The organism is Myceligenerans salitolerans, assembly GCF_017349295.1.
In the GTDB taxonomy this organism is placed as follows: domain Bacteria; phylum Actinomycetota; class Actinomycetes; order Actinomycetales; family Cellulomonadaceae; genus Myceligenerans; species Myceligenerans salitolerans.
This window is the reverse complement of sequence record NZ_JAFMPK010000038.1, coordinates 69,291-93,277: the sequence shown is the minus strand read 5'-3', so window position 1 is coordinate 93,277 and position 23,987 is coordinate 69,291. Positions and strand designations below refer to the sequence as shown.

The window sequence follows — 23,987 nt, the reverse complement described above, 5'->3', positions numbered from 1 at the left end:
CGTCTCGGGCGCGCGGGGGTGGTTCCTGTTGTTGTTGTCGATGATGTCGGGCAGGGGCTTGGTGTGGCGGGGGCGTTGGATGAGGGTGGTTTGCCGGTGGCTGAGGTTACTTTTCGTAGGGCTGGTGCGGGGGCTGTCATCGAGGCGATCGTTGACCGGCATCCGGGCATGTTGGTGGGTGCTGGGACGGTGGTGGATGCGCGTCAGGTGGACGAGGCGGTGGCGGCTGGTGCTTCGTTCGTGGTGTCGCCGGGGTTGAGTGTGTCGGTGGTCCGTGCGGCGCAGGAGGCGGGTGTGCCGGTTGTGCCGGGTGTGGCCACGGCGTCGGAGGTGATGGCCGCGCTGGAGCTTGGTATCTCGACCGTCAAGTTGTTCCCGGCCGGTGTCGTGGGTGGGCCTGCCGTGATCAAGGCGCTGTCGGGGCCGTTCGGGCAGGTGCGGTTCGTGCCGACCGGTGGGGTGGGTGCCGGGAACCTGCCGGACTACCTCGGTCTGCCGTCGGTGCTGGCGGTGGGTGGGTCGTGGATGGTGGACAGGGGCTTGGTGGTGGCGGGTGATTTCGCGGAGATCACTCGTCGTACGGCGCGGGCTGTGTCGATCGTGGCGGGGTCGCGTGCCTGAGGTGTCGTGCCTGTGTCCTGTTGCTCCTGGCGTGCCTGTGCCTGGCGTGTCTGGTGTGTCTGGCGGTGTCCGGTGGCCTTGGTGGCCTTGTTCTCGTGAAGGAGTTCGATGATGAATGCTTCGTTGTCTGTCCGTCCCGCGGCCGAGTGCCGGTATGACGTTGTCGCGCTCGGGGAGGTCATGCTTCGTCTGGATCCGGGTGAGCGGCGTGTGCGTAACGCGCGCCGGTTCGATGTGTGGGAGGGGGGTGGTGAGTACAACGTGGCTCGGGGGTTGCGGCGGTGTTTCGGGTTGCGGGGCGCGATCGTGACGGCGTTGGCGGACAACGATGTGGGCCGGCTGGTGGAGGATCTGATGCTGGGGGGCGGGTTGGACACGTCGTGGGTGCGGTGGCGGGAGTTCGACGGGATCGGGCGGCGGGTGCGTAACGGGTTGAACTTCACCGAGCGGGGGTTCGGGGTGCGTGGGGCGTTGGGGGTGAGTGACCGGGGGCATACCGCGGTCTCGCAGATGCGGCCGGAGGATGTGGACTGGGAGGCGTTGTTCTCCTCGGGGGTGCGGTGGCTGCACACGGGTGGGATCTTCGCGGCGTTGTCGGAGTCGGCCGCGGATGTGGCCGAGGCGGCGATGGCGGCCGCCCGCCGCCACGGCACGGTCGTGTCCTATGACCTGAACTATCGGCCTTCGTTGTGGAAGGGGATCGGTGGGGTGGCCCGGGCGCGGGAGGTCAACCGCAGGCTGGCGCGGCATGTGGATGTGATGATCGGGAACGAGGAGGACTTCACGGCCTGTCTCGGGTTCGAGGTGGAGGGCGTGTCGCAGGATCTGACGGATCTGGACACGGGCGCGTTCCGGGCCATGATCGAGCGGGCCTCGGGCGAGTACGACAACTTCCAGGTCGTGGCGACCACGTTGCGGGGGGTGCGGACCGCGACGGTGAACGACTGGGGTGCGATCGCGTGGTCGCGTCTCGAGGGGTTCGCCGAGGCGACCCACCGGCCGGGTCTGGAGATCTTCGACCGGGTGGGTGGGGGTGACTCGTTCGCCTCGGGGCTGGCGTACGGGCTGATGGAACTGGACACCCTGGAACAGGCCGTCCAGTACGGCGCCGCGCACGGCGCCCTGGCCATGACCACTCCCGGAGACACCACCACCGCCACCCTGCCCGAAGTCACCAAACTCGCCCGCGGCGGCAGCGCCCGCGTCGACCGCTGACGCCGGCCACTGCCCGCACGGTCCGGCCCGCAGGGCCTCAGCGCACCAGGCTGTGGCCCTGCACGGCCGCCAGTTTCGCCTTCACGCTGAGCAGGGTCTCGATGATGAGGTCCTCGCGGCCGTTGCCGAGCCGGCTGATCGGTACGGCGACGCTCATGGCGTCGACGGCCCGGTTGCTGAAGGGGAGTGCCACGCCGAAGCAGCGCACGCCCAGGCACGACTCCTCGCTCTCGGTGGCGTAGCCCTGGTAGGCCGCGCGGTCGATGATCTCGAGCACCGCCTCTTTGTCGGTGGTCGTGTGCGAGGTGATCGCGGAGATCGAGTCCGGCACCAGATCGCGGCGGGACTCGACCGGCATCTCGGCGAGCAGGGCGCGCCCCAGCGAGGTGGCGTACGCGGGCAGCCGCCGTCCGACGGCGGAGTGCATGCGCAGCGGGTGCACCGACTCGCGTTTGGCCGTGTAGATGACGTCGGCGCCGTCGAGGCGGCCGAGGTGGACCGTCTCCTGCGTGGCGGCGGCCACCTCGTCGAGCACGGCCGTGGCCCGGGCCAGCACCGGATCGCCGTCCAGATAGGCCGAGCTCACGACCAGCGAATGGATGCCGAGCTGGTAGACGCTCCCGGTGGGGTCGGTCTGCAGCCAGCCCCGGTCGGTCATCGTCCGCAGCAGCGCGTGGAGGCTGCTCTTGGGGATGCCGAGGCGCGTCGACAGTTGCAGCTGGGTTCCGGGGCCGTTGGCCGCGATGTCGTCCAGCAGGTCGAGCGCGCGGGCCGCCGACTTGACCGGCCCGACGTCGCTGGAGCCGGACGTCTCCCTCTGAAGCTGCATGAACGCTCTCCTCTGCTGCTTGCCGCGCGCACCCGGGGCCATCCCGGGTGAAACAAGAGTACCTCTCAGTTCGCATACATGGACAGGTTTCCACCCCTTGACCCGTGACCCGCCTCACGTCTATCGTCGGACGGGTTCACATGGACGAACGCAGTTCACAAACCGAGGGTGACTTCATGATCCAGGTTCGATACTCGACATCTCCGGCCACCGCCGAGACGGCCACCACTGCGGACCTGCGGGAGAACTTCCTGGTCCCAGACCTTTTCGTGAGTGGTGAGGTCCGGGGCACGTACACCCACGACGACCGGATGGTGATCGGCGGCGCCCAGCCCGGTGCCGACGAGTTGGACCTGCCGGCCTGGACCGAGGTGCTGGGTACCGATCACCACCTCGAGCGCCGGGAACTCGGCGTCATCAACGTCGGGTCCGCGGGGCACGTCGTCGTCGACGGGGAGAAGTTCGAGCTGGAGCACCTCGACGGGCTGTACGTCGGCCGGGGGAGCGAGGTGTCGTTCGGCGGCGCCGAGGCCGCCTTCTACTTCGTGTCGGCCCCGGCCCACGCGACGTACCCGACCCAGGCGCTCAGCCACAGCGAGGTGGAACCGGTCTCCCTGGGTTCGGCCGAGGCGGCCAACGAGCGCAACCTCTTCCGCTACGCCTGGGGTCAGGACCTGCGGACCTCGGTCCTCCAGTTCGGGGTGACCGTCGTGGCCCGCGGATCGGTCTGGAACACGTTCCCGCCGCACCTGCACGACCGTCGCACCGAGGTCTACTGCTACGTCGACCTCGCCGAGGACGACCGCGTCTTCCACTTCCTGGGCCGGCCCGGCGCGACCCGGCATCTCGTGCTCCGCAACCGCGAGGCCGTGATCTCGCCGCCGTGGTCGATCCACTCCGGGGCCGGCACCGGGTCGTACGCCTTCATCTGGGCGATGGCCGGAGAGAACAACACGTACACCGACCTGAGCCCCGTGGCTCTGGAGGAGCTGTGACGACCGACCCGGCAGCGCGTCCGTCCGACGCGCCACGCTCTCCCTTCGACCTGACCGGCAGGTGCGCGGTGGTGACGGGCGCGGGGCGGGGGCTCGGCCAGGCGATCGCGCTCGGGCTCGCCCGAGCGGGCGCCGACGTCGTCCTGCTCGGCCGGCCGGGCCGCCAGGACGAGACCCGCGACCGGGTCATCGATCTGGGGGCGAAGGCCGAGACCGTCGATCTCGACGTGAGCGACCTCGACGCGGTCGAGCGGGTCGGCGCCGACCTGAACGCCTCACGCCGGATCGACGTCGTGGTCAACAACGCCGGGATCATCGACCGTGAGGACTCCGTCGCCGTCGGCCGCGGCTCCTGGCAGCGGGTGCTCGACGTCAACCTCAACGGACTCTTCTTCCTCACCCAGCAGCTCGGCCGGCCGATGGTCGAGCGCGGCCACGGCAAGATCGTCAGCATCGCCAGCCTCCTGTCCTTCCAGGGAGGCCTGCGGGTGGTGTCGTACGCCGCGAGCAAGCACGGCGTCGCCGGCGTGACCAAGGCGCTGGCCAACGAGTGGGGGCCGCACGGCGTCCAGGTCAACGCCATCGCGCCGGGATACATGGTCACCGACAACACCACGGCGCTCCGCGAGGACGCGGACCGCGCCCGTGCCATCCTCGACCGCATCCCGGCCGGACGTTGGGGCACCCCCGAGGACATCGCCGGCGCAGCCGTGTTCCTCAGCTCCTCGGCCGCCGACTACGTCAACGGGCACGTCCTGGCCGTCGACGGCGGCTGGATGGCCCGCTGATCCCGTCCCCCGTCTCCTTCCTGCTCAGTCCCACCGCCGGAGTACCGGCACCGAAAGAAATCGAGGAATGACAATGAAGTTCACCTCTCGACACACGGCAGCCGCCATCGGGGTCACCCTGGCCGCCGCCACTCTCACGGGCTGCACCGAGGAGGTCGGCGGGGGCGGACCCGCCGCCGCGGCCGGTGCCTGCGACCCGGCGGACGTCACCCTGGTGGGCCAGGTGCGCAACGAGTCCAATCCCTACGAGGCGGCATGGCTCGACGGCGGCGACACGTTCGCCGAGCAGGTCGGTCTCACGCAGCAGCGGCTCACCTACGACGGCGACTCGACGCGCCAGCAGGAGCAGATCAGTCAGCTGCTCGCCGGCGACACCGAGTGTCTCGTCATGAACGTCCTGCCCAACGGCGACTCCGACACCCCGCCCATCGTCGAGGGGGCCGAGGAGGCGGGCGCCTACCTCGTCACCCAGTGGAACAAGCCCGCCGACCTGAACGTCACCGACTACGACTACTGGCTGTCGCACATCACCTACGACGGCGTGGAGTCCGGCCGGCAGATCGGGGACGCGCTGGCCGAGGCCATCGGCGGCTCGGGCGGCGTGATCGCCCTGCAGGGCGTCCTGGACACCGGCGCCGCCAAGGACCGGTTCGCCGGGTTCGAGGAGTCGCTGGCCGCCAACCCGGACGTCGAGCTGCTCGACGACCAGACCGCCAACTTCTCCCGCGCGGAGGCCCTGGAGGTCACCAAGACACTCCTCACCAAGCACGGCGAGGATATCGAGGGCATCTGGGCCGCCAACGACGACATGGCTCTCGGCGCCCTGGAGGCGCTGCAGCAGGCCGGCCGCACGGACGTGGCCGTGGTGGGTATCGACGCCGTGCCCGACGCGCTCACGGCGATCGAGGAAGGCAGCATGACGGCCACCGTCTCGAGCGACGGCCCCTGGCAGGGCGGTATCGGCCTGGCCATCGGCTACTGCGTGGCCACCGGTGAGCTCGCCGCCGGGGACATCGCCGACGAGGACCGCGCCTGGTTCGCGGAGCAGTTCCTCATCGACCAGGACAACGTCGCCGACTTCGTCTCCCCGGAGACCACCGAGTCGGACTTCGCCTGCGACAACCTGTTCAGCCGTTCGCAGGGTGCGATGTCGTGACCGTGACATCCCCCGCCGACGCCGACCTCGAGGTCGTGCACGCGCGGCGCCCCCGGCCTCGGCGGGGGGTGTCGCTCCGGGACGCGGGCCCACCGGTCGCCCTGGTCGTCGTCTTCGGGGTCTTCGCGGCTCTCAGCCCGGGATTCCGGACCCTCTCGAACGTGCAGAACGTCCTGGACGCCGCGGCCGTACTCACCGTTGTGACGTGCGGCATCACGTTCGTCCTGATGATGGGGTCGATCGACCTGTCCGCCCCCGGGATCATGGGCGCGTCCGCGATCGCGGTCGCACTCCTGGTCGCCAACAACCGCAACGACAACGACTTCGGGCTGCTCGGCGTCGTCGTCGCTGTCCTGCTCGGCGCCGGGCTCGGCTGCCTCAGCGGGCTCGCCCTGGTCACGCTGAAGGTGCCGTCCTTCATGACCACGCTCGGGATCTCCGCGGTGGGACTCGGTGTGGCGACCCTGATGTTCGCGGGGGTGCAGCCCAACGTCTCCGACCGGATGCTGGAGGGCCTGGCCGTCGAACGGTTCCTCGGTCTGGCCCACCTCACCTGGATCGCCTTCGCCTGCGTGCTCGTGGGCTGGCTGGTGCAGCGCTACTCGCGTCTGGGCCGGTACGCGTTCGCGATCGGCGGTGCCGAGGAGGTGCTGGCGCTCTCCGGGGTGCGGGTCGCGCCCTACAAGGTGGCGGTCTTCACGATGGCAGGCGCGTTCTACGGCCTCGCCGGCGTGATGGTCACCAGCCAGCTCGGCGCCGGGCTCGTCCAGGCGGGCAAGGGCTACGACTTCTCCGCCATCGCGGCCGCCGTCGTCGGCGGCACACTGCTCATCGGCGGCCGCGGAGGCATCCTCCACTCGGCGGTCGGTGTCCTGCTCGTGACGGTGCTCACCAACGGTCTCGTCCAGATCGGGGTGAGCCCGTACTGGCAGGGCGGTGTCCAGGGCCTCATCGTCGTCGCGGCCGTCGCGGCCGCGGTCATCCCACAGCGTCGTAGGAACCAGGTGACGAAGTGACCACGAACCTCTCACGCCGGCCCGAGCCACGGGTACCGGCATCCGCGCCCGCCCTCGAGGTGCGCGGTCTGGTCAAGCACTACCCGGGCGTCAAGGCGCTCGACGGCGTCGACCTGGTCGTGCGCCGGAACGAGGTCCTGGGGCTGGCGGGCGAGAACGGCGCCGGCAAGTCCACCCTGCTCAAGGCTCTGGTCGGGCTGGTCAGGCCGGATGCCGGCGAGATCTGGGTGCGGGGGGAGAAGGTGCGGCTGGGCAGCATCACCGACGCCGCGAACCACGGCATCGGCATGGTGTTCCAGGAGCAGTCGCTCGTGCCCAACCTCACCGCCGCGGAGAACATCGTGCTCGGCAGCGAGGGGCCGGGCGTGCGTCACGGCATCTACCGCTGGAACACTCTGCGCCGGCTCGCGCAGGAGCAGCTCGACAAGATCGGGTCGCACATCGACCCGCTCGCCCGCACCGACTCCCTCACCTTCGCCGACCGGCAGATGGTCGAGATCGCCAAGGTGCTCCGCATCGAGGAGCGCACGTCCCACCCGCCGGTGATCATCCTCGACGAGCCCACCTCGGTGCTGGAGTCCAAGGAGATCGAGACCCTCTTCACGCAGGTACGCCGGCTGCGCGAGTTCGCGTCCGTCGTGTTCGTCTCGCACCGGCTCGACGAGGTGCTCGACGTCTGCGACCGGGTCGCCGTGCTCCGCGGCGGCCGGTCGGTGGGCGAGGTGCCGGCCGCGGAGGCCGCGCCGGCCGAGCTGCACCGGATGATGATCGGGTCGACCGGGTCCGACGACCACTACCACGGCGCGGCCGCGGAGCGGCGCGACGAGCCGCGCCGGCCCCGCCTCGTCGTGCGCGGGCTGTCCGGCAGGTCCTTCCGGGACGTCGACCTCGACGTGCACGCCGGGGAGATCGTCGGCATCGTCGGCGTCCACGGTTCCGGCCGCGAGGACGTGTGCCGGGCTCTCTTCGGCGCCGAGCCCACCACGGCCGGCGACGTCGTGCTCGACGGCGAGAAGCTGGACCTGTCCGGTACCCGCGCGGCGTGCGCCGCCGGCGTGGGGTACGTCCCGGCCGAGCGCAAGACGGAGGGCATGGTCGGCCCGATGTCGGTCGCGGACAACATGACGCTCACCAAGCAGAAGTCCCGCTGCACGGGCCCCGTGGTGCGGCCGGGGAAGCAGGCGAAGCTGGTGGACGGATGGATCGAGAGGCTCTCGATCCGCACCCCGGACCGCGGTACCGCGATCCAGCGCCTGTCGGGCGGCAACCAGCAGAAGGTGGTCCTGGCCCGCTGGCTGGTGGCTGGCGACGTCCGTCTGCTGCTGCTCGACCACCCGACCCGCGGGCTGGACGTCGGGGCGCGTTCGGAGGTCTACCGGCTCCTGCGCGAGCTCGCCAACCAGGGCGTCGCCATGGTGCTGCTGGCCGACAGCCTCGAGGAGGCGATCGGCATGTCCGACCGGATCGTCGTGATGAGCGACGGCCGTGCGACCACGGAGGTCGCGGCCCCGACGGGGGACAAGCCGACCCCGCTCGACCTCGTCAAGGAGATGGTCTGACCATGTCCACACCCGTCATCACCACGCCGGCGGCCGAGGCGGCCGTCACCGGCCGTGCCGGCGTGGGCCGGCGTCTCACGTCGTTCATGCCGGTGATCGCGCTCGTCGTGCTGCTGGCGGCGCTGACCGTCGCCGACCCCGGCTTCCTGACCCTCAACAGCCTCACGGCGGCGGCCCGCACCTCCGCACCGCTCGTCGTGCTCGCCGCCGGCGCCACCCTCGTGGTGCTGTGCGGCGGGATCGACCTGTCGATCGCCGCGCTCTGCTCGCTGGCGACGGTCTTCTTCGCGCTGTGGCTGCCCGACGCCGGAGGGCTCACGACCGTCGCGGTCATCGCGGCCACCGCCGCGATCGGCGCGGTACAGGGCGTCGCCCACGTGCTGCTGCGCATCCCGTCGTTCATCGTCACCCTCGGCGGGATGAGCATCTTCTCCGCGATCGCCCTGGTGATCTCCGACGCCGGCCCGATCCGCGTGGTCGACCGGGACGCCACCCACTGGCTCACGCTGTACGTCGGCGGTGTGGTGCCGATGGCCTTCGTCGTCGCGCTGCTCGTCGTGGTGGTCGTCTCCCTCGTCCTGCGCCTCACACCGCTCGAGAGCTGGATCCGCGCCACGGGGTACTCCGAGTCGGCGGCCCGGCTCGCCGGTGCGCCGGTCGACGTGGTCAAGATCGCCGCCTTCACGGTCTCCGGTGCGTGCGCCGGCCTCGCCGCGGTCATGCTCGTCTCGCGCAACTTCAGCGGCAGCCCCACCATGGCCGACAACCTGCTCCTGCCCGCGGTGGCGGCCATCGTGGTGGGCGGTACCGCCATCACGGGTGGTCACGGCTCGCTGTGGCGCAGCCTCGCCGGGGCGCTCGTCGTGACACTGCTCCGCGTCGGGCTGCCGATCGTCGGCGTCCCGTCCGCCTACGAGCAGATCCTCTACGGCGCGATCATCGTCGCCGCCGTCGCGCTCACCCTCGACCGATCGAAGGTGCTGACCATCAAGTAGCCGCCGCACCACGTCACGGCCGGGCACCCCGGCCGGCCATCGACCGACGACCCGACACCACGGAAGGTTCCCCATGTCCGAAAGCTCCCACCTCCTGCCCGCCGTCTCCTCGTTCCTCTCCTCGCCCAAGCAGCTGCTGATCGACGGCGAGTGGGTCGAGGCCAAGGACGGCAGGACGTTCGCCACGGTGAATCCGGCGACCGAGAAGGAACTCGTCCAGGTCTCCCGGGCGTCCGTGGTCGACGCCGACCGCGCGGTCTCGGCCGCCCGCAACGCGTTCGAGCCCGGCTCGGCGTGGTCCCGGATGACCCCGCGCGACCGTTCGCACCTGCTGTGGCGGGTCGGCGACATGATCGACGAGCGCGCCGAGGAGTTCGCCCAGCTCGAGTCCCTCGACAACGGCAAAAGCATCGCGTCCGCCCGGGGTGACGTCGGCGTCGCGGCCGAGCTGTTCCGCTACTTCGCCGGCTGGGCCACGAAGATGGAGGGCACGACGATCCCGATGTCGGTGCCCGGCCGTGACTTCCACGCGTACACCCGCCGCGAGGCCATCGGCGTCGTCGCCGGCATCGTGCCGTGGAACTTCCCCCTCACGATGGCCGCCTTCAAGGTGATCCCGTCGATCACCGCGGGCAACACCATCGTGCTCAAGCCGGCCGAGCAGACCCCGCTCACCGCCCTCCGGCTCGGCGAACTGCTGCTGGAGGCCGGCCTCCCCGCCGGTGTCGTCAACGTCCTGCCCGGCTTCGGGGACGCCGGCGCCGCCCTGGTCGACCACTCCGGTGTCGACAAGGTCGCCTTCACCGGCAGCACGGAGGTCGGCAAGAAGATCGCCGCCGGCGCCTCGAAGAACCTCAAGAAGGTGTCGCTCGAGCTCGGCGGCAAGGCGCCCAACATCATCTTCGCCGACGCCGACCTCGACGCCGCGATCGCCGGTGCGGCGCTCGCCGGCTACTTCAACGAGGGCCAGTGCTGCGTCAACGGCTCGCGCCTGTACGTCCAGCGCGAGGTGTTCGACCAGGTGGTCGACGGCGTCGCCGCCGCGGCCCGCGCCATCAAGGTCGGTGACGCGTTCGACCCGGCGACCACGATGGGTCCGCTGGTCTCGGCCGAGCAGCACGAGAAGGTCATGGGGTACGTCCGTGGCGCGCTCGCCGACGGTGCCACCCTCGCCGCCGGGAGCCCCGACCCGGCCGCCGACCGCGGCTACTTCTTCTCGCCGACCCTCATCACCGATGTCACCGAGCAGATGGCCGTCCAGACCGACGAGATCTTCGGGCCCGTCATCACCGCTGTCCCGTTCGACTCGGAGGACGAGGTCGTCGCCGCCGCCAACAACACGGTCTACGGCCTCGCCGCCGGCGTGTGGTCGCGGGACCTGGGCACGGCGCACCGGGTCGGCAGCAAGCTGCGGGCCGGCACGGTGTGGCTCAACACCTGGCACGCGGACGACGTCACCCTCCCGCGGGGCGGCTACAAGCAGTCCGGCTGGGGCCGTGAGCTCGGCTCGTTCGGCCTGGACGACTACACCGAGCTGAAGACCGTCATCGCAGAGCTGCGGTGAGCACGCGCCACGAGCGCTGACACGGACCGATCCGGACCTACCCAGAAACAGGCTCCGGCCGGCCGGCCCTCCCAGGGACGGCCGGCCGGGCCGCCACCTCCATGAACACCATGCGAAAAGGGATCAACGATGAACCTGTTACGCAGACCTGACCCGCGGCGCGACGCGCACCGCACCCGCCGGGCGCCCGCCCGCCTGGCGGCCGTCCTGACGGCCCTCGCGCTGACCGTGCCCCTCGGCGGCGTCGCACAGGCCGCGCCGGCGCAGGCCGCCGTCGGCTCCGTCGACGACGGCGAACTGCGGGTCCTCCTGTTCTACAAGCCCAACTTCCACGCCTCCCACGTGCAGGCCCGCGAGGCCGTGCGTGACCTGGCGAACGAGCTGGGCACGGAGTACTCCCAGCCGGTCGACATCGAGGAGACCGACGACGCGGCCGCGTTCACCCCGGAGAACCTGGCGACCAAGGACGCCGTCGTCTTCGCCCAGACCGGAGGCGTGCTGTTCGACGTCGAGCAGCGGGCCGCGCTCGAGTCCTACATCCGGGGCGGCGGCGGCTACATGGGCCTGCACTACGCCGGATGGTCGGTCGGGCAGAGCGAGCACGACGTGAACCCGTTCTACGCCCGCCTCGTCGGCGCCGTGTCCGAGGGCCACCCCGAGGATCCCGCCGTCCGGCCGGGGCGCGTCGTCGTCAAGGACACGTCGCACCCCCTGACCGAGGGGCTGCCGTCCGAGTTCACCCGCAGCGACGAGTGGTACGACTGGGTGGTCAACCCGGCGCCCAACGTCCGCACCCTGCTGGAGGCCGACGAGACGTCCTACGGGATGGGCGAGAACGGCAGCAGCCACCCGATCACCTGGTGCCAGGAGATCGACTCCGGCCGGTCCTGGTACACCGGGATGGGGCACGAGGGCTCGGCGTACTCCGAGGCCCCGATCCGCACGCAGATGAAGAACGGCCTCGCCTACTCCGCAGGCCTCCTGCCGGCCGACTGCTCACCGCCGGACAAGGCGGAGCAGGGCTCGTGGAGCGGGGTCACCCCGTGGCCGCTGGTCCCGATCAACGCGGCCCTGACGTCCGACGGGAAGGTCCAGTCGTTCGGCAGCGTCTCCTCGGGCTGCACCGACAACACGCCCTACGACTTCGGCGGCAACTCGTGCGTCACCCAGGGCGGCCAGATGGAGATCGACGTCTGGGACCCCGCCGAGGAACGCACGGCCGCCAACGTCGCGGACAACGTCGTCGCGAACACGACGTACACCGACCTGTTCTGCTCGATGCAGGTCCAGATGCCGCACCGGCAGGCCACGATGACCGTCGGCGGCGACGACGGCCTGGGCGGCAACGCGCCGAACGACGCGTCGCTCGGCGTCACCAGCTACACGACGAACCAGGGCCTGCGCGACGAGGCTCCGATGAACTACCCGCGCTGGTACCCCACGGGGACCACGCTGCCCGACGGCTCCGTCGTCGTGCAGGGCGGCAGCCTCAAGGGCGGCCCGGGTGGTCCAGGCGTCCTGACCCCCGAGATCTACACCCCCGACGAGGGCAGCTCGTGGAAGCTGCTGGAGGGCGCCACCAGTGCGGCGGCGTACGGGGACGGCGGCAACGGCAACGGCCCTGACGAGAACCGCTGGTGGTACCCGCGTGCGTTCGTCGCGCCGGGCAACGGCAACGTCTTCAACATCACCGGCACGCAGATGTACGAGCTCGACCCGTCGGGCGACGGCGAGGTGATCCTCCGGGGCACCCTGCCCGGAGACATCGCCGACCAGGGCGAGCTCGGCAACCCCGTCGGCGCCACGTCCACCGCGACCATGTACCGCCCCGGCAAGATCCTGCAGGTGGGCGGCGGCTGGTGGGCCAACGGCGGCGGTCCGGACGGCGCCCGTGCGGGCTTCACCGTCGACATCACCGGCGGCACCGACGCGCCGGTCGTCGAGGCGACCGAGCCGATGAAGCACGCCCGGCACTGGGCCACCTCCACCGTGCTGCCCGACGGCAACGTGATCGTCACCGGCGGTTCCCGGGACAACAACGGCAACGGCGGCTACGTCACGAACGCCGAGATCTGGAACCCCGACACCGGCGAGTGGACGGAGGTCGAGGTGCCCTACGCGCACGCCCGCCTCTACCACTCGACCGCGCTGCTCCTGCCTGACGGCCGCCTGATGGTCGGCGGCGGCGGCACGCCGGGCCCGCGCAACTACACGGACGTGGAGTTCTACTCGCCGGCGTACCTCTTCGACGGCGACGAGCCGGCGGTGCGCCCGGAGGTCACGGGCGTCCCGAAGAAGGTCGGCTACGACGGCACGTTCGACGTGCAGGCCGACGGGCCGGTCTCGCGGGTCACGCTGATCCGCAACGGGTCGGTGACGCACGGGTTCAACAACGACCAGAATTTCCAGGACCTGGCGTTCGCCCAGGACGGGGACTCCCTGACGATCGAGACCCCGGCCGACGGCACCTACGCCCCGCCCGGTGCGTACATGCTCTTCGTCTTCGACGAGGACGGCACGCCGTCCGTCGCCGACATCCTCCAGGTCGACCCGGAGGTCGAGATGGACGCCCGGGCCCCGCACCTGGTCGACCAGCTCGAGTACCCGCGGATCCCGGCTCAGTGGCGCTCGGCCAACCCGCCGGCGGTCGTCGACGTCGAGCCCGGCAACGGCCGCATGTCCCCCTGGGAGGTCGACAGCGACGTCCAGCTCGTCCGTGCCGCGGCGTCGAGCCAGGGCGGCCTCGGCCTCACGGGGTACCACCTCGGCGTGGGCGACGACGGCAGCCTGACCCGGACGGTCAAGGGTCTCGACCCGGGCCGCGAGTACCGGGTCTCGCTGCGGTACGCCCGCGACAGCCGGTCCGCCGGCACCGCGCCCGGGACCGCCGACCTCTCGATCGGTGACCTGTCGACGACCCTGTCGGCGACACCCGACCTCTCGTCGCAGGAAGCCTTCGGGAAGTACGTCGGGACCTTCGTCGCCGACGCGAGGTCACAGGACCTGACCATCTCGGCCGGGGACTCCGGCGCGGGACTCATGATCGACGACCTCGTGATCATCGGCTCCGATCCCGGCGCCTCCGACGTCCCGGTGCACTACGAGTTCGACGAGGGCTCCGGGACCGACACCGCCAACACCGGTGGGGACATGTCCGTGGGCACCGCCACGCTGACGGGCGCGACCGGATGGAGCGACGACGGCGTGTTCGCCGCCGCCGCCGACTTCGCGGGCGGCTCGGGCGACAACGCGGTGGACCTGCCCGACGACCTGCTCCGGGGCGAGGAGAACTTCACCACCTCGTTCTGGGTGCGGCCCGACACGACCACGGACTGGACCGGCCTGTTCCACATCGGGGACGGGCTCGAAGGAGCGGGGAGCTACTTCCAGATCCAGATGCAGACCAACGCCGCCGGCAGCACCGGGCTCGCGGCCACGTTCAAGGCCAAGGGCGACGCCCTGCAGGAGCGGGTCTACGCCAGCCCGACCCGGGACGTGGCCGTCGACGAGTGGAACCATGTCGCGTTCACCCGGCAGGGTGCGACCGGCACGCTCTACCTCAACGGCGAGCCGATCGCGTCCCGCTCGGACCTGACGATCGACATGGCCGACGTCGGGCCGACGTCGAACAACTGGCTGGGACGCAACGGCTTCCCCGACCCGGCCTACGACGGTCTCATGGACGACGTCCGCGTCTACTCCTCGGCGCTCGGCGACGCCGACATCGCGGCGATGTACGCCGACGGCACGGCGCTCGCCACGACCACGTCGGTCACGGTCGAGCCCGGCTCGCCGTCGCCGTTCGCCGAGCCGGTCACCGTCTCGGCCGAGGTCTCGGCCGGTACCGGCGCGGCCCCCGAGGGCGTCGCGGAGCTGTGGGTCGACGGGTCGCGGGTCGGCGGGCAGGCCGACGTGGTCGACGGCGCGGTGCGGTTCACCGACGTCTCCCTCTCACCGGGGGAGCACGACGTCGAGGTCCGCTTCCTCGCCGACGACGGGTGGCGCGACTCCGCGCAGACCGTGCGGCACACGGTCGAGCGGCCGCCGCCCGGTGAGGGGACGCCGATCCACTACGCCTTCGACGAGGGTCAGGGCACCACGGCGGCCAACACCGGCCTGGACGGCTCCGTCGGGGCGGCGACCCTCTCCGGGGCCGCCGGCTGGAGCACCGACGGGCGCTTCGGTGCCGCGGTCGACCTGCCCGGCGGCGGGTCGGGCACGGGTAACCAGGTGGAACTGCCGGACAACATCGAGGCGGGGATGGACGACCAGTTCAGCGTCTCCGTCTGGGCCCGGCCGGACGCGCTGCCGACCTGGGTCCCGCTGGTGCAGATCGGAAGCAGCACGGACACGTTCTTCCTGCTGCAGTCCAACACCCAGGCCAGTGGTGCCACCGGATTCGCCGCGACGTTCAAGGCACCCGGTACCCCGGGCAGCGCCCAGGAGCGTCTGGTCCTGGGACAGGGCAACGACCTGCCGCTCGACGAGTGGACGCACGTCGTGTTCACCCAGAGCGGCTCGGTCGGCAAGATCTACTTCGACGGCGAGCTGCAGGCCACCCGTGACGACTTCACCATCGACATCGGTGACGTCGGTGTGGGCGGCCAGACGACGGCGAACCTGATCGGCGGTACCAGCTGGCCGGACGCCCGCTGGGACGGGCTGGTCGACGACTTCCGGATGTTCGGCTACGAGCTCACCGCGGAGCAGGTGGGCGAGCTGCATGCCGGGACGCCGGTCAACTCGGCCCCGGTCGGAGCGGCCGACGCCTACGGCACCGTCGAGGGCGAACCCCTCACCGTCGAGGCGCCGGGCGTGCTCGGCAACGACACCGACGCCGACGGCGACGACCTGACGGCCACCGGGCTCACGCAGCCGGCCGACGGCGAGGTCGTCATGGACGGTGACGGGTCCTTCACCTACACGCCCGATGGCGGGTTCGCGGGGACCGACACGTTCACCTACCGCGCCTCCGACGGCACCGCGACGTCGGAGCCCACGACGGTGACGATCACCGTGGAGGAGGACGACCAGCCGCCGGTCAACACGGCGCCGGAGGCGGGTGACGACGCCTACGCGGCGGTGGGCGGGGAGCCGCTCGTGCTGCCGGCACCCGGCGTCCTGGCCAACGACACCGATGCCGACGGCAACGTGCTCACGGCGACCGGGGTCACCCAGCCCGCCAACGGCAGCGTCACGCTCGAGGCGGACGGGTCCTTCACCTACACCTCCGACGCCGGGTTCTCCGGCAAGGACGTCTTCACCTACCGGGCCGACGACGGAACCGACCGCTCCGCGCCGGCCACGGTGACGGTCACGGTGAAGTCACCGGCGGTGACGGCGGTGGCCGGGGTGGCCCTGCCCATCACCTACGGCACGGCGGGCACGGTCTCGGTGGCGGTGTCGCCCGACACGGCCACCGGCTCGGTCCAGCTGAGCGACGGCGACACCGCCCTCGCGACGGCCATGATCGCCGACGGACGGGGAACCCTCGTGCTGCCGGCGACCTCGCTGCCGCCCGGGGTGCACGACCTGACCCTTCGCTACGGCGGCGACGCCGATCACCGGGCGTCCTCGTCGAAGGTGCGGGTCGTCGTGGAGAAGGTGGTGCCCACCATGGAGATCTCCGCGACGAAGGCCAAGGGCAAACGAGCGGTCGTCGACGTGTCGCTGACCGCGCCGCACGACGTCCCGGTGACCGGGGAGGTGCGGGTCGCGATCCAGGGCGGTGAGACCGTCGTCGGAACGCTCCGCAACGGCCGGGTCAGCTTCGAGGTGACGCGACCCCGTGGTCGGGACCTCACGCTGACGGCGTCCTACCCGGGAAGCGAACTCGTGCTGGCGGCACAGACCCGGGTGACCGTCCGGGTGCAGTAGCGCGTGAAAGGGGCGTGGGCCCGGAGAGAAGGNGTTCTCCGGGCCCACGCCCCGTCTCGGTGGAGTCGTTCAGTCGTCGGCCAGGGAGGCCACCACGCCGGCCCGGCTCTCGTCCTCGCTGGCGAGCACGCCACCGTTGGCGACGATGTCGGGAGTGATCTCGCTGAAGACCATACGGACGTCCTGGCGGCGGGCACCGAGGATCTCGACGGCGTTGTCGGCCACGGCCCTGGCGAACTCGCGACGCTGCTCGAGAGTGCGGCCACGCAACAGCTCGACGGTGATGTTGGGCATGTCTTCCCTCCGAAAGGCAGCCGCGCCGACACACCTACGTGTTCACGGACACGACTCTGATTCGCTGACATGAACCACGGTACGCGGAACGCCGGCCCGAGTCCATGGTTCCGGCCATGTGGTTCACATTCTTGACAACAGTTCTGCCCGCTGGTTTGGTATGCGGGCACCTCCATCTGCCGGGAGCCACCATGAATCGCACGACCGTCGTCCGCCGCGTGATCCTGTCCGGACTCGCCGCCGTAGGCCTCGTCGCCCTCGGGACGGCGCCGGCCACGGCGCACGTGACCATCACCCCGTCCACCACCGCGGCGGGCGCCACGGCGGTGCTCCGCGTCGAGATCCCGCACGGGTGCGAGGAGTCGGCGACGACCGCGATCTCCCTCCGGACACCCGAGGGGGTCGGCGAGGTGAGTGCCACCGACCTGGGCCGCTGGACGGTCGACCGGACCGCGGACGGACTCACCTGGACCACCGACGAGCCGTTGCCGGACGGGGAGCACGACGAGGTCGAGTTCTCCCTGCGCCTGCCCGAGGCCGCGGGTGCCACGCTCGTCTTCCCGGTCGTCCAGCGGTGCGAGGAGGGCGAGGTGGCCTGGACCGAGGTCGCCGAGCACGGGGAGGGGCACGACGACCTCGAGCGGCCGGCGCCGGTCGTGGTCGTGGCCGGTGACCCGGAGGCTGCCGGTGCCTCGGCGGGTACCGAGGACGCGGGTGCCCCGGCCGGTACCGAGGCGGCGAGCGCCGTGTCCGGTACCGAGGGCGCGGGCGCCGCCTCCGACGGCGCGGGCGCGGGCGCCGCCTCCGGTGGCGGCTCGCGGGCCCTGGTCGCCCTGGGCGCGGCAGGACTCCTGGTGGTGGGTTTCCTGGCGGCCGGAGTGGGCGTGCTGCGACACCGCCGCCGCGCATGAACCGCCGCGACGCCAGGACGCGCGCCGGTGGCTGGCTGTTCCTGGTCGTCCTCGTCTCGGCGCTCGTCCTCGGCCCGGCGGGCAGTGCCACGGCCCACGCGACGCTCCTGGGCACCGACCCCGCAGAAGGTGCCGTGCTCGACGCCGCTCCCGAGCGGGTCACGTTCACCTTCGACGAGTCGGTGATCGGTGTGCCGGCGGGCATCAAGGTGTTCGACGCGACCGGCGCGGAGGTGGCCTCCTCGGCGTCCGTCCGCGGATCGCGGCTCTTCGTCGACCTCGACGAGGAGGTCGCCGACGGCACGCTCGTGGTCCTGTGGCGGCTGGTGTCCGAGGACGGGCACCCGATCGGCGGGTCGCTGAGCTTCGCCGTCGGCGCTCCCAGCGAGGTGGTGGACGTGCCGGCCGCGGGCGCGGACGCCGATGCCGAAGCCCCCGTCCTGCTCGGCCTGCTTCGCGGACTGGGCTATGCGGGACTGTGCGTCGCTGCCGGAACCGCGGCGTTCGTCGTCCTCTTCCTGCCACGGGACCGCGTCGCCGACCGTTCGCGTGCCCGGCTCCGCCCGGTCGCTCGCGTGGCCGCCGGCGTCGCAGCCCTCGGCTGGTGGACCGCCGTGCCGGTCATCGCGCTCTACCAGCTCGGGCTGCCGGTCCCGGCGATCACCGAGGGCTCGACCTGGTCGTCGCTCGCGCCGGCCGAGTACGTCGTCCCCGCCGCCGTCGTCGTCGGGCTCGCGGTGGCGACCTGGTCGCTGCCGGCGACGGCGGCGCCGAGCCGGACGAGGAGCGCTCTCGTGCTGGCCGGCTGCGCGGGGGCGGTCACCGCACCGGCGTTCACCGGCCACACGAGGGTCGCGACGCCCGAGGCCCTGGTGGTCGGCGTGGACGTGCTGCATCTCGCGGCCGGAGCCCTGTGGCTCGGGGGCCTGGTGGCGATCGCCGCGGTGCTCGGGGACCTCTCGCGCGCGGACGCCGGGGCCGTCGTGCTCGGCAGGTTCTCGGCCTGGGCGGCCGGTCTGCTGGCGGTGCTCGTGGTCGCCGGATCGTTCCTGGCCTGGCGGATCGCCGGAAGCTGGGACGCGCTCCTCGACTCCGGCTACGGGGCCCTCCTCCTTGTCAAGGTCCTCACGGCCCTGGTGGCGGTGGCCGTCGCCGGGTGGAACCGTTTCGTCCTGATACCACGTTCCCGTGCGACGCCGCGTCGCAAGGGCCGTGGCTTCCGGAGCGCGCCCCTCGTCCGGACAGCGCTCGCGGAGGCGGCCGTGCTGGTCGCCGTCCTGGCGGTCACCGGCTTCCTGGTGGACCGCAGCCCCGAGGGTGACGTGGCGGTCGCCGCCGGTGAGAGCGCGGTGGAGGGCGCCGTCGAGTCGGTACGACTCGGCGACGTCTCGGCGCGGATCACGCTCGCCCCGCCGGCCGTCGGGCCCGCTACCGTGACCATCGAGATGACCGACGAGGCCGGGGAGCCCACGGAGGGCTACGAGGCTCCCCGGCTCAGCCTGGCCACCGACGAGGTGGACCTCGGAACCGTCCAGGTCAGTTCCCTGGGCCCCGGTGTCTACGCCGGCGACGTCGTGCTGCCGACGACCGGCGAGTGGGACGTGCGGGTGTCGCTTCGTACCACGGAGTTCGACAACCCGGTGGAGACGGTGACCTTCCGCGTGCCCTGACGGCAGGGCAGCACGGGAACCGGTCCGGGCCGACGCCGCTCCCGCACTGCTACGCCTGCCGTCCGTAGGTCTCGAGGAGCCGCAGCCAGACCTCGCTGATCGTGGGATAGGCCGGGACGGCGTGCCACAGCCGGTCGACCGGCACCTCTCCCGTGATGGCGATCGTCGCGGCGTGGAGGAGCTCTCCCACGTCAGGGCCGACGACGGTGAAGCCGGCGATGGTCTTCCGGTCCTCGTCGACGATCATGCCGGCTCGGCCCGCGTACCCGTCGGCGTGCAGGGAGGCGCCCGCGACGGCTCCGAGGTCGTACTCGACCGCGCGGAAGCGCAGGCCGGCGGCCGCGGCGGTCGCGGCGGTGTGCCCGACGGTCGCGATCTCCGGGTCGGTGAAGATCACCTGCGGCACCGCGCGGTCGTCGGCCGTGACGGCGTGACGTCCCCAGGGCGAGCCGTCGACGGCGGTCCCCTCGGCACGGGCCGCGATCGCGTCCCCGAGCGCCCGGGCCTGGTACTTGCCCTGGTGTGTCAGGAGGGCGCGGTGGTTGACGTCGCCGGCGGCGTACAGCCAGCCGTCGCCGATCGGCGTGCCGTCGGCACCCAGGACGCGCAGGGACTCGTCGACGTCCAGCCAGTCTCCCGCTCCCAGCCCGACGTTCTCCAGACCGATCGTCCTCGTGTTCGGTGTGCGACCGGTCGCGACCAGGACGCGGTCGGCCTCGAGACGCGAGCCGTCGGTCAGGTGGAGGCGCACGGCACCGTCCTCGTCCCGTTCGACACGGGACGGCTGTGCGGACAGGTGCAGCGTGACACCCTGCTCCGTCAGCGAGCGGACCACCAGGTCGCTCGCGAACGGCTCCACGGAGGGGAGCAGTCCGTCGCGGGCGACGACCGTCACGTGGGAGCCCAGCGCCGCGAAGGCGGTGGCCATCTCGGCCCCCACGACACCGCCGCCGATGACCGCCAGCCGTTCGGGCACCGTTCGGGCCGACGCCGCCTCCCTGCTGCTCCACGGGTCGGTGTCGGCCAGTCCCGGGATCGGGGGCCGGAAGGCGCTGGTTCCCGTGGCGACGACGACCGCGTGCCTCGCTTCGAGGACGACCGGCTCGCCGTCGGCGCCTGTGACCTCGACGGTGCGGGTGGCGACGATCCGTCCGGTGCCGCGGTACAGGGAGATCCCGGCGCCGGTCAGCCACGCGACCTGACCCTCGTCATGCCAGTGCGAGGCGAAGGCGTCGCGTCGGGCCAGTACCGCGGCCGGGTCCGGGCCACCCGTCACCGCCGCACGTGCCCCCGGGAGCCGGTGCGCCGCGCGCAGCGCGGCGGCGTCGCGCAGGAGGGCCTTGGTGGGCATGCAGGCCCAGTAGGAGCACTCCCCGCCCACGAGCTCGCTCTCGACGATCGCCACGGTGAGCCCGCCCTGGACCGCCCGGTCGGCGACGTTCTCACCGACCGGGCCCGCGCCGATGACCACGACGTCGAAGGTGTCGGCCATCTCAGGCACCCTTCTTCGCCGCGTGCCGCAGGCGCAGCGCCGAGACGAGGAAGAAGATCCCGCCCAGGGTGGCGTAGCCGGCGACCGCCGTCAGCGTCGCATTCGGTCCGCCGGCCATGAGGATGAAGCTCGTCCCGGCGAACGTCGAGAGTCCGCCGCTGAGGATCATGGCCCACTGGCCGCCGAGCCCGCGGCGGTTGATCGCGACGACCAGCTGCACGACGCCCGCGGCGATCGCCCAGGCTCCCCACACCCGCAGCACCATGGGTACGCCCGAGGTGGCCGCGAGTCCCAGCCCGACGGCCGCGAGCAGGCTGAGCGCCATGTTGAGGTACAGGGCGGCGGCAGGCCGGGAGCTGCCCGAGGTCCGGAAGTCGACGACGGCCGCGGCGACGTCGAACAGCGGGTAGAGCACGAGCAGCGCCACGGTGGCCGGGCCGAGACCCGTGGCGACGGCGAGCACGAGGATCGCCCAGACGACGGCGAAGCCGAATCGGACGAGGTACAGGTGCCGCAGAGCCTTGGCGGTGTCTGTGGCGGATGCTTCCGCGATGGCGGACATGGGCGTTCCCTTCGGAGGCGGCCGCACGGTGGCGACCTTGCTGTGATACCTAGGTAGAATGACTAGTCACTCTACAGGGTGACGGTACACAGCCGCGTCGCGCGGCGCAAGGGGCGGGACGAGAGGGCCACGTATGATCGCGAGCGTGCACGGATCGATGCGGGAACGGCTGATGGAGGCGGCGAACGAGCTCTTCTACGCCGAAGGTCTGCGCGCGGTGAGCGTGGACCGGGTGATCGAGCGCGCGGGCACCACCAAGGTGACCTTCTACCGGCACTTCCGCGGTAAGGACGAGCTGATCGTCGCCTACCTCGAGGCTCGTGCGGAGGGGGAGCGGGCCGGGGTCGACGCGGCGATCTCCCACGGCGACGGCGATGTCGAGGCGACGCTGCGCCTGATGGCCGACCACACCGGCGGGATGGCCTGCACCCCCGGATTCCGCGGTTGTCCCTTCATCAACGCGGCGGCGGAGTACCCGGATCCCGGCAGCCCTGTCCGCGAGGTCGTCCGCGTCCACCGTGAGTGGTGGACCGGTGCCTTCGAGCGACTCGTCGCACCACTGGGGCTCGCCGACCCCGCCGCGGTCGCCGACGACCTCATGCTGCTGCGCGACGGAGTCATGGTCGCCGGCTACCTCGGTGAGCCCGCCCGGGTGGCGCCGTCGTTCCTGCGCAGTTCCTTGGCGGTGGTTCGAGCCGCGTCCCGCGCGCCCTCCGCCGGGGCAGTGCTCGCTCCTCGATCCGGGACGTAGCCCGACGCCGGGAAATCTGGGCGAGATGTCCTGGAGGTGCGAGTGGGTGAGAACGGCGCGAATGTCGAGATAGCGCGACGCGCCCAGCGTCGCCTCGATCGAGGAGGTGAGGTATGCCGTCCTGGCTCATCCTGATCATCATCGGTGTGGCCCTCGTGATTCTGGGGGTCGCTACCGAGATCGGCCAGTTCTTGATCTGGATCGGTGTGATCGTTCTCGTGATCAGCCTGATCCTCGGCCTGGTCCGCCGTACCCGGACCTAGGGCGCGGCTCCAGGGGCCGTCGGCGCGTCACCCGCGCCGCCCCTCGCTGAGCGGTGGGGCGCTTCCGGGCGCCCCACCGCTCAGCGGTGTCGCGGGGCGGGACGGTCGCCGACCTCCTGGCGCTGCTCCGGATCGACGTCGCCGACCTCCGTGGCGCTACTCCAGATCGACAGAGGCCTTGATCGTCTCGGCGACGATGACCGACTCGCCGGCGTACTCCTCGAACACCTGCGGGTCGTAGGGGATCTCGTAGTCCTCCTGGAACTCGCCGAGGGACAGTCGCCGGACGGTGCCGGTGACCTCGACCGTCGTCGCATCCTCGACGAGCGCGTCGGTCACGTCCAGGCCCTGGTCGGAGAAGTCGGCCGACCGGCTCAGTACGAGCACCGAGGGCTCCAGCACGCCTGGGTCGCCGATGAGGAACGCGCCGGGATCGAGGATCTCGAGGACCTGGCCCTCGACCGTGACGACGCGTTCGGCCATGCCTGACTCGTCCTCCTCGCCCAGCTCCGCCTCGGCGACGTCCTCCACCGTCACGTCCTCGCCGGGTGCGGGGGTCTCGTCGCCGCAAGCGCCGAGCGGCCAGATCAGGACCGCCGGCAGGATCGCCGCCAGGAGACGCCGTCTGCTTTCCGTGCGCATCTCTCGATGCTGGCCCGCGGACCGTGTGCTCGCATCCCGCGGTGTGTCCCGAGGGGTGAGGAGGTGTCCCGTGGCCCGTCAGCCGGCGGCGGACCCCGGCGCGAGTCCCGCGGTCAGCGCGTCGATGGCGAGGTCGAGGACGGCGGGGTAGGTGTCTCCGAACTCGTCGGCGTGCAGGGGCACGAGCAGCACCGTGCGCAGCGCGCCGACCACGACGGCGGGATCGGTGCCCGTGACGGCGCCGGCGTCCTGCTGTTCGGAGATGTAGGCGGTGAGGTCGTTCACGAAGTCGACGGGAGCGGGATCCTTGCCGGGCAGCCGGGCGTCCTGGGGGCGGACCTTGCTGACCACCATGGCGAGCTCGTCCGGGTGCGTGACCAGTCGGCGGTACAGGGGATCGGTGGACAGCACGTCGACCGCCGCGTGCAGGAACCGGCGCAGCGCGTCCCGGGCGTCGGTGCCGGCGTGCAGCCCTTCGTCGATCGTGCGGCGCCGGGTCTCCTCCGCCTGCTCCAGCAGAAGGTGGAGGTAGAGCGCCTCCTTGGACGCGAAGAACGTGTAGAACGTGGACTTCACGATGCCCGCGTCGTTCACCAGCGCCGCGAGGGAGGTCTTGCGCAGGCCCACGGAGGCGAACAGCCGCCGCCCCGATGCCTTGAGCGCGGCGGTGATCCGCTCGCGTTCCGCCTCGGTGAACGCCACCGGCATGTCGACGCCCCCTCATGAAAACGCTCCTCGGCTCCGTTTCCAGACCCTACCGCGTGGTCCGCGGCAAGGGCGTTGACGA

20 protein-coding genes are annotated in these 23,987 nt (G+C 71.6%); 14 read left to right on the top strand and 6 right to left on the bottom strand.

Annotated features, from left to right (window positions below):
- Positions 1–621, top strand: a 621-nt coding sequence (gene eda / locus J0911_RS09635; protein ID WP_207274784.1) for a bifunctional 4-hydroxy-2-oxoglutarate aldolase/2-dehydro-3-deoxy-phosphogluconate aldolase, incomplete at its 5' end; no start/stop codon positions are given.
- Between the two features lie 108 nt (positions 622–729).
- Positions 730–1,836: a sugar kinase gene (locus J0911_RS09630; protein WP_207274452.1), complete on the top strand. Its 1,107-nt coding sequence runs from the start codon at positions 730–732 to the stop codon at positions 1,834–1,836.
- 37 nt (positions 1,837–1,873) lie between these two features.
- Here the strand turns inward: J0911_RS09630 and J0911_RS09625 are convergent, their stop codons facing one another.
- On the bottom strand, positions 1,874–2,665 hold the full coding sequence (locus J0911_RS09625; protein WP_207275252.1) for an IclR family transcriptional regulator: 792 nt from the start codon (positions 2,663–2,665) through the stop codon (positions 1,874–1,876).
- 176 nt (positions 2,666–2,841) lie between these two features.
- Between J0911_RS09625 and kduI the strand changes: the two genes are divergently transcribed.
- From kduI to J0911_RS09585, 8 genes are all read left to right on the top strand, one after another.
- The gene (kduI, locus tag J0911_RS09620; protein ID WP_207275251.1) at positions 2,842–3,660 is read left to right on the top strand and encodes a 5-dehydro-4-deoxy-D-glucuronate isomerase; all 819 of its coding nucleotides are present in this window, start codon (positions 2,842–2,844) and stop codon (positions 3,658–3,660) included.
- Positions 3,657–4,448, top strand: coding sequence for a 2-dehydro-3-deoxy-D-gluconate 5-dehydrogenase KduD (gene kduD / locus J0911_RS09615; RefSeq protein WP_207275250.1), 792 nt, complete (start codon positions 3,657–3,659; stop codon positions 4,446–4,448). Before kduI ends, kduD begins: the two co-directional genes overlap by 4 nt.
- A gap of 73 nt (positions 4,449–4,521) precedes the next feature.
- Positions 4,522–5,604 carry a sugar ABC transporter substrate-binding protein gene (locus tag J0911_RS09610; RefSeq protein WP_207275249.1) on the top strand — a complete coding sequence of 361 codons (1,083 nt, stop codon included), beginning with the start codon at positions 4,522–4,524 and terminating at the stop codon, positions 5,602–5,604.
- Positions 5,601–6,620, top strand: a complete 1,020-nt coding sequence (locus tag J0911_RS09605; RefSeq protein ID WP_307865007.1) for an ABC transporter permease — start codon at positions 5,601–5,603, stop codon at positions 6,618–6,620. Before J0911_RS09610 ends, J0911_RS09605 begins: the two co-directional genes overlap by 4 nt.
- Entirely contained in the window at positions 6,617–8,179 is a 1,563-nt protein-coding gene (locus J0911_RS09600) for a sugar ABC transporter ATP-binding protein (RefSeq protein WP_207275248.1), read from the top strand. Before J0911_RS09605 ends, J0911_RS09600 begins: the two co-directional genes overlap by 4 nt.
- 2 nt (positions 8,180–8,181) lie before the next feature.
- Positions 8,182–9,174, top strand: a complete 993-nt coding sequence (locus tag J0911_RS09595; protein ID WP_207275247.1) for an ABC transporter permease — start codon at positions 8,182–8,184, stop codon at positions 9,172–9,174.
- A 73-nt stretch (positions 9,175–9,247) separates the two neighbouring features.
- The gene (locus J0911_RS09590; protein ID WP_207275246.1) at positions 9,248–10,738 is read left to right on the top strand and encodes an aldehyde dehydrogenase family protein; all 1,491 of its coding nucleotides are present in this window, start codon (positions 9,248–9,250) and stop codon (positions 10,736–10,738) included.
- A gap of 129 nt (positions 10,739–10,867) precedes the next feature.
- Positions 10,868–16,615, top strand: coding sequence for a LamG-like jellyroll fold domain-containing protein (locus tag J0911_RS09585; protein WP_207275245.1), 5,748 nt, complete (start codon positions 10,868–10,870; stop codon positions 16,613–16,615).
- A 69-nt stretch (positions 16,616–16,684) separates the two neighbouring features.
- Here the strand turns inward: J0911_RS09585 and J0911_RS09580 are convergent, their stop codons facing one another.
- Positions 16,685–16,909, bottom strand: coding sequence for a tautomerase family protein (locus J0911_RS09580; protein ID WP_207275244.1), 225 nt, complete (start codon positions 16,907–16,909; stop codon positions 16,685–16,687).
- A gap of 191 nt (positions 16,910–17,100) precedes the next feature.
- Between J0911_RS09580 and J0911_RS09575 the strand changes: the two genes are divergently transcribed.
- Both J0911_RS09575 and J0911_RS09570 read left to right on the top strand, forming a co-directional pair.
- Positions 17,101–17,820, top strand: coding sequence for a YcnI family copper-binding membrane protein (locus tag J0911_RS09575; RefSeq protein WP_207275243.1), 720 nt, complete (start codon positions 17,101–17,103; stop codon positions 17,818–17,820).
- Positions 17,817–19,490 (top strand): copper resistance CopC/CopD family protein, encoded by a 1,674-nt coding sequence (locus J0911_RS09570; protein WP_207275242.1) that lies wholly within the window; start codon positions 17,817–17,819, stop codon positions 19,488–19,490. The genes J0911_RS09575 and J0911_RS09570 overlap by 4 nt, the downstream gene beginning before the upstream one ends.
- A 49-nt stretch (positions 19,491–19,539) precedes the next feature.
- On the opposite strand, the gene J0911_RS09565 is transcribed toward J0911_RS09570, so the two are convergent.
- Together J0911_RS09565 and J0911_RS09560 are read right to left on the bottom strand one after the other, a co-directional pair.
- The gene (locus tag J0911_RS09565) at positions 19,540–20,982 is read right to left on the bottom strand and encodes a dihydrolipoyl dehydrogenase family protein (protein ID WP_207275241.1); all 1,443 of its coding nucleotides are present in this window, start codon (positions 20,980–20,982) and stop codon (positions 19,540–19,542) included.
- 1 nt (position 20,983) lies between these two features.
- Positions 20,984–21,544 (bottom strand): hypothetical protein, encoded by a 561-nt coding sequence (locus J0911_RS09560; RefSeq protein ID WP_207275240.1) that lies wholly within the window; start codon positions 21,542–21,544, stop codon positions 20,984–20,986.
- A 145-nt stretch (positions 21,545–21,689) separates the two neighbouring features.
- Here J0911_RS09560 and J0911_RS09555 point away from each other — a divergent pair, with 145 nt between their 5' ends.
- Complete coding sequence (locus tag J0911_RS09555; RefSeq protein ID WP_307865006.1) at positions 21,690–22,295, top strand: TetR/AcrR family transcriptional regulator; 606 nt, start codon at positions 21,690–21,692, stop codon at positions 22,293–22,295.
- Positions 22,296–22,408: 113 nt separating this feature from the next.
- Positions 22,409–22,558 carry a hypothetical protein gene (locus J0911_RS09550; RefSeq protein ID WP_207275238.1) on the top strand — a complete coding sequence of 50 codons (150 nt, stop codon included), beginning with the start codon at positions 22,409–22,411 and terminating at the stop codon, positions 22,556–22,558.
- A gap of 156 nt (positions 22,559–22,714) precedes the next feature.
- On the opposite strand, the gene J0911_RS09545 is transcribed toward J0911_RS09550, so the two are convergent.
- On the bottom strand, positions 22,715–23,200 hold the full coding sequence (locus J0911_RS09545) for a hypothetical protein (protein ID WP_207275237.1): 486 nt from the start codon (positions 23,198–23,200) through the stop codon (positions 22,715–22,717).
- 78 nt (positions 23,201–23,278) lie between these two features.
- Positions 23,279–23,908 carry a TetR/AcrR family transcriptional regulator gene (locus tag J0911_RS09540; protein ID WP_207275236.1) on the bottom strand — a complete coding sequence of 210 codons (630 nt, stop codon included), beginning with the start codon at positions 23,906–23,908 and terminating at the stop codon, positions 23,279–23,281.
- Positions 23,909–23,987: the final 79 nt, after the last annotated feature.